The sequence below is a fragment of the Streptomyces sp. NPDC057307 genome (assembly GCF_042667665.1).
Lineage (GTDB): Bacteria > Actinomycetota > Actinomycetes > Streptomycetales > Streptomycetaceae > Streptomyces.
This window is the reverse complement of sequence record NZ_JBHUZM010000039.1, coordinates 38,148-46,983: the sequence shown is the minus strand read 5'-3', so window position 1 is coordinate 46,983 and position 8,836 is coordinate 38,148. Positions and strand designations below refer to the sequence as shown.

Sequence of the window (8,836 nt, the reverse complement as noted above, 5' to 3'; positions counted from 1 at the left end):
GGCGACGGGCGACGGGCGACGGGCGACGGGCGACGGGCGACGGGCGACGGGCGACGGGCGACGGGCGACGGGCGACGGGCGACGGGCGACGGGCGACGGGCGGTTCTGTTCGCCGCGCGCTCGGCGATCGCTCTGTACAGGTTGCTCGACGTCCTTCCGGTGTTCGCCGGTGACGAGCGCGTCAGCCGAGTCTTCACGCTCGTTCCCGGTTCCGCGTTCGGGGTCGACGCGCTCGCGGCGATCGAACGGGTGGGCGCGCACACCGTCCCCTGGGACGAGGCGTGCCGCGGCTCGTACGACCTGATCGTCACCGCGAGTCCGAAGGGTGCGCTGCATCTCCTGCGGGGCCCCCGCGTGCTGTTGCCGCACGGCGCCGGCTTCGGCAAGACGTTCCGCGGTGAGGGATCCGCGGGAGAGGCGTCGGGCCTGGATCCGACGTACTTGGTGCCGGACGGCGGTGCACCGCCCGCTCTGCACGCCTTGGCCCACCCCAGCCAGATCGACCGGCTGGCGGCCCTCAGTCCGCAAGCGGCGGCACGCGCCACCGTGGTCGGTGATCCGACCTTGGAGCGGGTCCTCGCCTCGCTCGCCCTGCGCGACAGCTTCCGCGCCGCGCTGGGGACGGGTGGCAGGCGGCTGGTCGCACTGACGTCCACCTGGGGTGAGGAGTCCCTGCTCCGGCGTCGTGCGAGTCTCCCCGGCGAACTCGCCGCCCGCCTTCCGCAGGACGCGTACCAGCTCGCGCTGATCGTGCACCCCAACCAGTGGAGCCGGACCGGTGAGTTCGACCTGTCGGAGCAGCTCGCGCCGGCGCTCGACGCCGGGATGATCCTCGCCCGGCCGCACGAGGAGTGGGCCTCGATCCTGGTGGCCGCCGACGCGTTGATCACCGATCACGGTTCGACCGCGCTGTATTTCGCGGCCGCGCTGGACGGTCCGGTGCTCGCCGCCTACGACGGGGGCGACGAGCTGATCCCCGGCAGCCCCATGGCGGAACTCCTGGCCCGCGCACCACGCCTGGACCGCTCCGCCGACCTCGAAGAGGCGCTGGGCAGTTATCGGGCGGGGACCGGACGGGCTGCCGCCACCTCCGCGTTCACCGTCATCTCGACCGCCTCCGCCGAGCGTGAGAGCGCGTTGGTACGGCTCCGGCGGGAGCTGTACCGGCTGCTCGATCTCGTCCCGCCCGCCGTCCCCGCCGCCGCCCGGCTGCTGCCGATTCCGGCTCCGCCCTCTCGTACACCGTCCGCCTTCGCCGTACGCGTACGTCTCGACGAGGATGAGACGCACATCGAGCGCTTCCCCAGCCACTTCGAGGCGCCCGCGCACCACCTCGCCGCCGAGTACGGCGCGGCCGGGGAACGGCAGTTGCAGAGTGCGGCGTTGCTGTACCTGCGTATAGGCCAGTCAGCGACAGCCGCTCCGTACAGCGTCGTGTGGACCGTGGCCGGCTGGACCTCTCACGCGCTCGACAGCTACCCGGGCTGCCGTACCGCGGCTGCCGTACTGTCCCCGACGCACTGTGTCGTGCGGGTCCGGGGCGGTTCGCTGCTGTCCGTCCGGATCGAAGCACCGCAGGAGGACGGCCGGATCGTCCACAGCGATCCGGCGGCCGTGCTCTCCGCGGTTCACGCACGACTGGCCGCGTCGGGCGGGCAGTTCACCTCTGCAGCCGCTGTGGCCTCCGCAACCTCTATGGGCTCTGCGACCTCTACGCCCTCTGTGACCTGCGTGATCGGAGACCGGCGGTACGCGGTGCGCCTCTCCCCCGCCACCGCGGAGGAGGCGGCGCGGGTCCTCTAGGCCGTTTCTTATGGATCATCAGATCGCTGGTTGATGTGTGTCGTTGACTGACATGCAGTGGGCGCGGATGGAGCCGTTGCCGCCGGATCGGACTCCACCTCGCCGCCATCTTCATCCGGTCTGCCCGGTCTGCCCGGTGCAGTTCAACCAGGGCCGCGACGTCGGCGATGGCTGCCGGTGCGTCGGTCAGCCGCAACGGGAGGTCCGGGACGCCGTTGCGGGTGTAGGTCGGCAACTCGCCGTCGCAGAACTGCACGAGGAAGCCCTGAACATCCACTGCCCACCAGTCCCATACGAACCCAGGTCGAGGGTGCCGCAGGATCGCCGTCATGCCGTCACCGTATCCAGGCCGCACAGGACTGGCGAAGAGCCACAGGAAACGGCCTAGGCGAGGCCGTTCCGGGCGCGAATGGCGTGGGCGGACGCCCGGTGTGCCTCTGCCTCGTCAGGGTGCCCCTCCTCGTCGGCCAGTTCGGCGAACGCGTCGAGGATCCGTTGCTCGTCGGCGTCGGAGCCCCGGCCGCGGGCGCTGGCGAGTGAGTCGTCGTACAGCACCCGCGCCTCTCCGGTACGTCCGAGTCCGCGCAGGACGCCGCCCCACGCGAAACCGATACGCCCGGACAGCCGCTCACGTCCCAGTTCGACGGCCGATCGGTGGGCCTGCTCCAGCAGTTGGGCCGCTTCGTCCAAGTCGCCGAGTTCGGCGGTCGCCTGGCCCAGTCGGTAGGTCTGGAGCGTGACGCCGTAAGTGTTGGAGATCGTGCGGTGCACGTCGCGGGAGCGCCGGAAGTCCGCCGCGGCGGCGGCCCAGTCGCCTCGGACCGAGTGAAGCATGCCTCGGAACTCAACGGCGGACGCCCGCAGTTTGCTCGTCCGCGCGGAATCCCCGAGCGTGTCCAGCGTCGCCAGCGCCCGCTCCAGCTCCTGCGCCGCCTCGTCCGTTCTCCCCTGTTCCCACAGGGGACGAGCCAGTTGGCACCGCATACGGACCAGCGCGGGCAGGTCCCCGGCGCGCCCTGCCGCCGCGACGCCGAGGCCGAACACCTCGATGTCGTCGGCGGGTTGGGGATGGTCGAGATAGTGCGTCCACAGAGGTTCGCACAGGGCCCATGTCTCCGTGTCGAGGCCCAGCGAGTGCGCGAGACGCACCGAGGCGTACAGCGCGTGTCGTTCGGCGTGCAGCCAACGTGCCGCGCGCCGAGCCCTTCTCCTGGCCTCCTCGGGCTGCCCGTTCCGCTCGGCGTCGGCGGGATCCGGGAGCGGGAAGTCGGGGGCGCCTTCGACGGGCGGAACGGCGTCCGCCACGACCAGCCTCCGGCCGGCGGCGAAGGCGTCCGCCCGCTGGGCCTGCCGCAGGAACCAGATCACACTACGCCGCTGTGCCTCGGCCCGTTCCCGCTCCGCCCCGTCGTTCCTGGCCCGGCGACGGGCGTGCGCGCGCATCAGCTCGGGCAGCCGCATCCCGCCGTCCGCGGTGCCGGGCACCTCACGTGTGTCGAGCAGCCCGGCGATCTCCAGTTCTTCGAGCGCATCGTCGGCCGCGTCCCTTCCGAGCCCGAGAAGCGCCGTGGCGGATTCCGGGGTGAACGACGGTCCTGGATGTTCGGCCAGCAGTCGGTAGAGCAGGGCGGCTTCCGAGGTGAGGCTGAGATACGCCGCGTCCCACACCTTCTCGACCACCGGCACGCCCTTCTCGTTCAGCTCCTTCGACAGTTCGGCGAGCAGGCGGGACAGGGGCCGTCGGCGGTACTTACGGATCCACCGGGCGGCCACGTGCAGGGCGGCCGGCAGACCGGAGCAGAGCTGGACGACCCCCTGCGCCGCCTCGGGCTCGTCCGTGAGGCGCTGATCGCTTACCACGAGCCGTAGCAGTTCCGCGGAATCCGCGTCGTCCAGCGGATGCAGCTCCAGATCGACCGCGGCGCCGTCCTCGATGTCGTACAGCGGACCGTGGCTCGCGACGATCGCCACACTGGCGCCGGACCCCGGGAGCAGTGGTACGACCTCCGCTCCGTAGCGCGCGTTGTCGATCACCACGACCAGCCGCTTGCCGTCGGTCCGGGTCCAGTACTGCTTACAGCGTCCCTTGAAGGAGGGCGCCAGCATCTCGGGGGCGACGCCCAGCGAGACGAGCAGTTGGCCCACCGCGTCGGCGACCACCACCGCCCCGTCCCGCCGGAAGTCGTCGAGATCCACGTACAGCACGCTGTCCGGGTACTGGTCGCGCAGCGCGCGGGCGATCCGGAAGGCCAGCTCCGTCTTGCCCGATCCGCCGGGTCCGCTCAACGCGAGGCACAGCGGCCGGGAGCGCGCGTGCCAGTCGGCGACCGCGGTGAAGGCCCGGTTCTGCTCGTCCTCCCGATTGACGAAGTGCACAATCTCCGGAGGAAGTTCATACGCCATGCGGTCCGCCCGACTCCGATGTCCCACGCCCGGGACGCCCGTGGACGGACGCTGCGATCCGCCGTCCTGACGTGCCCTCATGTATGCCGCAACTCTAGGCGGTCAACGCCGCCGAAGCCGGGTGAACTTGATCCGTTCCCCCGGGCGGACCGGCCGCGGGACGTGGACAACCGGACCTCTGGGGGTGTCTTGTCGATCCGGCCCGATCGACAGGACGCCTCCCTAGCCGCGGAACCCGCCCGGCCCCAGGTGCAGGCCGCCCGTGGCGTCGTCTCGGGCAGGGCGATCCGGGTGGTGGCGGAGGAAATGTTGACGATCCGGCCGCCGTCGCGCAGGAGCGGCAGCGCCCGCCACCGTGAGCGCTTCGGGAGCGGTGGGCGCGTACGCCGTGCCGGCACCGGAACCGGCCAGGGTCTCGTCGGCGACCGCTGCGATGTCGGCCGTGGCGACGGACGCCGCCGCGCCTCCGGACGTCGGCACGGTGATCGCGCCCCGGACACCACGTACAGCTGTTGTTCGGCGAAGTTCTGCATGACCCACGCAGGGCGGACGACCGGAGGCGGCGCCGGCCAGGTACCGGCCACGTTCACTCACCCGCCGCAACCAGGGCGCGCACCTCAGGAGTCGGATCAACACTGAGAGCGACCTCCGCTTCCCCACCAGCAGAATTGAGCCCTCCCATGGTTGTGTCACCCCCTTCCCTCCGCCCGGTACGACGTCGCCTCATGCGCGTGGGTGCCTTGTCCCTGGCCCTGACCGCGGGGGTGTTCGCCACCGGCTCGGCCGTCGCCGGCGGGGACCCGTCCGGCAGTGGGAACTCCGAGCCGGCCGGTCGGGGCGCGAAGCCGACGGTGGTGCTGGTCCATGGCGCGTTCGCGGACGCGTCGAGCTGGAACGGGGTGGTCGAGCGGCTCCAGCACGAGGGGTATCCGGTGGTCGCCCCGCCGAACCCGCTGCGGAGTGTGCTCGGCGACTCCGCCTACGTCGCGTCGATCCTCAAGTCGATCGACGGGCCGATCGTCCTCGCCGGCCATTCGTACGGTGGTGCGGTCATCAGCCAGGCGGCCGCCGGCAACAAGAACGTCAAGGCCCTCGTGTACGTGTCGGCGTTCATGCCGGACGTGGGTGAGAGCCCCGCCGCGCTCTCGACGAAGTTCGAGGGCAGCGAACTCGCCCCCGCGCTGCGGGAGGTCCCGTACACGGACGGGAAGACCAGCGGGACGGACCTGTACATCCAGAACGCCAAGTTCCACGCGGTGTTCGCCGCCGACCTGCCGAAGGGGCAGGCCAGGGAGATGGCGGTCGAGCAGCGCCCGGTCGCCGCTGCCGGGTTCGCGCAGAACGCGACCGCGGCGGCGTGGAAGTCGATCCCGTCGTGGGCCGTTGTCGCGAGGAACGACAAGGCCATCGCGCCGGATCTGGAGCGTTTCGAGGCGAAGCGCGCCAAGTCCCGCACCGTCGAGGTCGACTCCTCGCATGTGGCGATGATCTCGCACCCCGACCTGGTCACCGACCAGATCCGTGCCGCCGCCCACGCCACATCCGGCAGGGCGAAGAAGTAGGCGCGACCTCGGGCGAAGGGCCGTGCGCCGGTTCAGCGCGCTGCGGCGGGCGCGGCCCCCTTCTTCTGCGGGAGCGCTTCGGCGGAGGTGCCGGTGGTGTCGGTGATGTCGGTGGTGTCGGTCGTACCGAGGCGGAGGTGTTCCACGTGGTAGAGCGCCTGGTCGAGTAGGCCGGCGACGTGGTCGTCGTGGAGGGCGTAGACGACGGAACGGCCCTCGCGGGTGCCCGTGACAAGGCCGAGGTTGCGCAGCAGGCGTAGCTGGTGGGAGCAGGCGGACTGTTCCATGCCGACCGCCGTGGCCAACTCGGTCGCGGCGCACGGGCCTTCGCGCAGGCGGGCGAGGATCAGCAGACGCGACGGCGTGGCCAGCGCCTGGAGGGTGGTCGCGACCTGGGGCGCGTTCTCCGGAGTCAGCCGGGTGCGTGGCGTCGCGCTGCTGTCCGGTGTGTTCGCTCCATGGCCCATGGTCGCCATTCTACGGAATGAACACATGAATAGCTGTTCAAGCATTCCTGTATGTTGAGGGCCACGACCTCCTCCCGTGAAGGACTCCCGCCGTCATGCCCTCCGTCATGCCCGCCACCCCGACCAAGCCCGCACCGCCGCGCCTCGCCGCGCCCGCCGCCACTCGACGGCGCACCCCCGTCCTGGCTCTGCCCGAAGCCCGCCGGGCGACGGTCTCCCTGGTGCTGTTCCTGATCGCTCTCCCCCTCGACCTGCTCGGAGCGCCGGCGTGGACATGGGGGCCGCTGTTCGCCGTCACGTACCTCACCGGCGGCTGGGAACCGGCACGGGCGGGCCTGAAGGCCCTCAAGGACAGGTCCTTGGACGTGGATCTGCTGATGGTGGTCGCCGCCCTCGGCGCGGCCGCCATCGGGCAGGTCCTCGACGGGGCGCTTCTGATCGTCATCTTCGCCACCTCCGGCGCCCTGGAGGCCGTCGCGACCGCGCGCACCGCGGACTCCGTGCGCGGACTGCTCGATCTCGCTCCCAGCACCGCCACCCGGCTCCTGGCCGACGGCACGGAGGAAAGCGTGGTGACCGAGGAACTCGCCGTCGGGGACACCGTCGTGATCCGCCCGGGCGAGCGGATCGGGGCCGACGGCCGCGTACGGGAGGGAGTGAGCGAGGTCGACCAGGCCACCATCACCGGCGAACCGCTTCCGGTGACCAAGGAGCCGGGTGACGAGGTCTTCGCCGGCACCCTCAACGGCACGGGTGCGCTACGGGTCGAGGTCGAGCGGGACGCCTCGGACTCCGTGATCGCCCGCATCGTGAAAATGGTCGAGGAAGCCTCCGAGACCAAAGCCCCCGCGCAGTTGTTCATCGAGAAGGTCGAGCAGCGGTACTCGATCGGCATGGTCGTCGCCACCCTCGCGGTGTTCCTGGTCCCCCTCGCCTTCGGTGCCGAACTGACCGGCTCGCTGCTGCGTGCGATGACCTTCATGATCGTCGCTTCGCCGTGTGCCGTGGTGCTGGCGACGATGCCTCCGTTGCTCTCGACGATCGCGAACGCGGGCCGGCACGGTGTGCTGGTGAAGTCCGCCGTGGTCATGGAGCGGCTCGGTCAGGTCGACGCGGTCGCCCTGGACAAGACCGGAACGCTGACCGAGGGCACTCCGCGCGTCACCGACATCCTGCCGCTGGACGGCGCCGGCCTGAACGTCCCCGGTCCGGGCGAGGACGCCCTGCTCACGCTCGCGGCGGCGGCCGAGCACGCCAGCGAACACCCGCTGGCCCGCGCGGTGGTGGACGCCGCCCGTGCGCGCGGTCTCGCACTGCCCACCGCCGTGGACTTCAGCTCGTCCCCCGGCATCGGCGTCACGGCCACCGTGAACGGCGACAAGATCGAGGTGGGCGCCCCTTCCCGGCCGCTGAACGGCCATCAGGACGACCGGAGCGACCAGGACACGTCGCCCTCCCCCGCCGCCACGCTCGCGAGTGAGTTGGAGGAGGGTGGCCGCACCGCCGTGCTGGTCCGGGTGAACGGCGTGCCGGCAGGTGTGCTGGGCATCGCGGACCGGCTACGGCCGGACGCCGCCGCCACCGTTGCCGCCCTGGCGCGGCTCACCGGTGCCACCCCGATGCTCCTCACCGGAGACAACCCGCGTGCCGCCGCGCGTCTGGCCGCCGAGGTCGGCATCACCGACGTACGCGCCGGGCTGCTGCCCCAGGAGAAGGCCGCCGCCGTCCGGGATCAGGAGATGGCCGGCCGTAAGGTCCTGGTGGTCGGCGACGGAGTCAACGACGCTCCCGCGCTGGCCGCCGCCCATACCGGCGTCGCCATGGGCCGCGCCGGATCCGACCTCGCGCTGGAGACCGCCGACGTGGTGATCGTCCGGGACGAACTCGCCACCGTCCCCACGGTCGTCGCGCTCTCGCGCCGCGCCCGCGCCCTCGTCGTACAGAACCTGGTCATCGCCTCGGTGTTCATCACCGGCCTTGTGGTCTGGGACCTCGCGGGGAACCTGCCGCTGCCGCTCGGTGTCCTCGGCCACGAAGGATCCACCGTCATCGTCGGTCTCAACGGCCTGCGCCTGCTGCGCGAAACCGCGTGGAAGCGCGCCGGCGCCGAGGCCGTCACATGAGCCGCCGGACACGGCTTCGGGTACGACGTGAGCCGCCGGACGGGGCCCTGAACGCGCGACGGGCGCCGCCGGACGGGGACGTGAGGTCCGGGTCGGCCGGCGGCGCGTCGGGGCGGGCACGCGGAGGTGTGCCGTCGGTCGTTGATCGGACAGCGGACAGTTGCCGTCACGGGCTGTCGCCCTGCCAGTCCCACCGTCTCGAATCACCGGCACGCGGCCCGTACCCGGCGCGCCCACCCGGCCCGTACGCCCCGATCTCCGTCACGAGCATCGCGCCGGCGCCCAGCTCCTCGTCCGTCCAGCCGGTCACGTCCAGGAGCAGCCCGTCCAGCGGACCCGCGCACAGCTCGCGGTACGCGCGGCCCGGCCGAGGCCCCGGATCCGGGTCGTCATGGTCGGCGCCGTACACCCGCCGCCGCATCAATTCGTCCATCAGGGCAGCATCCCAGCCACCACTGACAACCGAGGGCGGGGCGCC

Annotated in this window: 6 protein-coding genes; 3 read left to right on the top strand and 3 right to left on the bottom strand. The window is 71.7% G+C overall.

Annotation, left to right across the window (positions count from 1 at the left end; translation table 11 throughout):
* On the top strand, positions 1-1,803 hold a 1,803-nt coding region (locus ACFUN8_RS16785; protein ID WP_383637293.1), incomplete at its 5' end, for a hypothetical protein.
* 384 nt (positions 1,804-2,187) lie between these two features.
* Here the strand turns inward: ACFUN8_RS16785 and ACFUN8_RS16780 are convergent.
* On the bottom strand, positions 2,188-4,206 hold the full coding sequence (locus ACFUN8_RS16780) for a hypothetical protein (RefSeq protein ID WP_383637290.1): 2,019 nt from the start codon (positions 4,204-4,206) through the stop codon (positions 2,188-2,190).
* Between the two features lie 725 nt (positions 4,207-4,931).
* On the opposite strand from ACFUN8_RS16780, the gene ACFUN8_RS16775 reads away from it, so the two are divergent.
* Entirely contained in the window at positions 4,932-5,768 is an 837-nt protein-coding gene (locus ACFUN8_RS16775; RefSeq protein WP_383637287.1) for an alpha/beta fold hydrolase, read from the top strand.
* Positions 5,769-5,800: 32 nt separating this feature from the next.
* Here ACFUN8_RS16775 and ACFUN8_RS16770 read toward each other — a convergent pair whose 3' ends face one another.
* Positions 5,801-6,235, bottom strand: a complete 435-nt coding sequence (locus ACFUN8_RS16770; protein ID WP_383637284.1) for an ArsR/SmtB family transcription factor — start codon at positions 6,233-6,235, stop codon at positions 5,801-5,803.
* A gap of 95 nt (positions 6,236-6,330) precedes the next feature.
* Here ACFUN8_RS16770 and ACFUN8_RS16765 point away from each other — a divergent pair, with 95 nt between their 5' ends.
* The gene (locus ACFUN8_RS16765) at positions 6,331-8,358 is read left to right on the top strand and encodes a heavy metal translocating P-type ATPase (RefSeq protein ID WP_383637281.1); all 2,028 of its coding nucleotides are present in this window, start codon (positions 6,331-6,333) and stop codon (positions 8,356-8,358) included.
* A 166-nt stretch (positions 8,359-8,524) separates the two neighbouring features.
* On the opposite strand, the gene ACFUN8_RS16760 is transcribed toward ACFUN8_RS16765, so the two are convergent.
* The gene (locus ACFUN8_RS16760; RefSeq protein ID WP_382564881.1) at positions 8,525-8,791 is read right to left on the bottom strand and encodes a hypothetical protein; all 267 of its coding nucleotides are present in this window, start codon (positions 8,789-8,791) and stop codon (positions 8,525-8,527) included.
* Between the last annotated feature and the right edge of the window lie 45 nt (positions 8,792-8,836).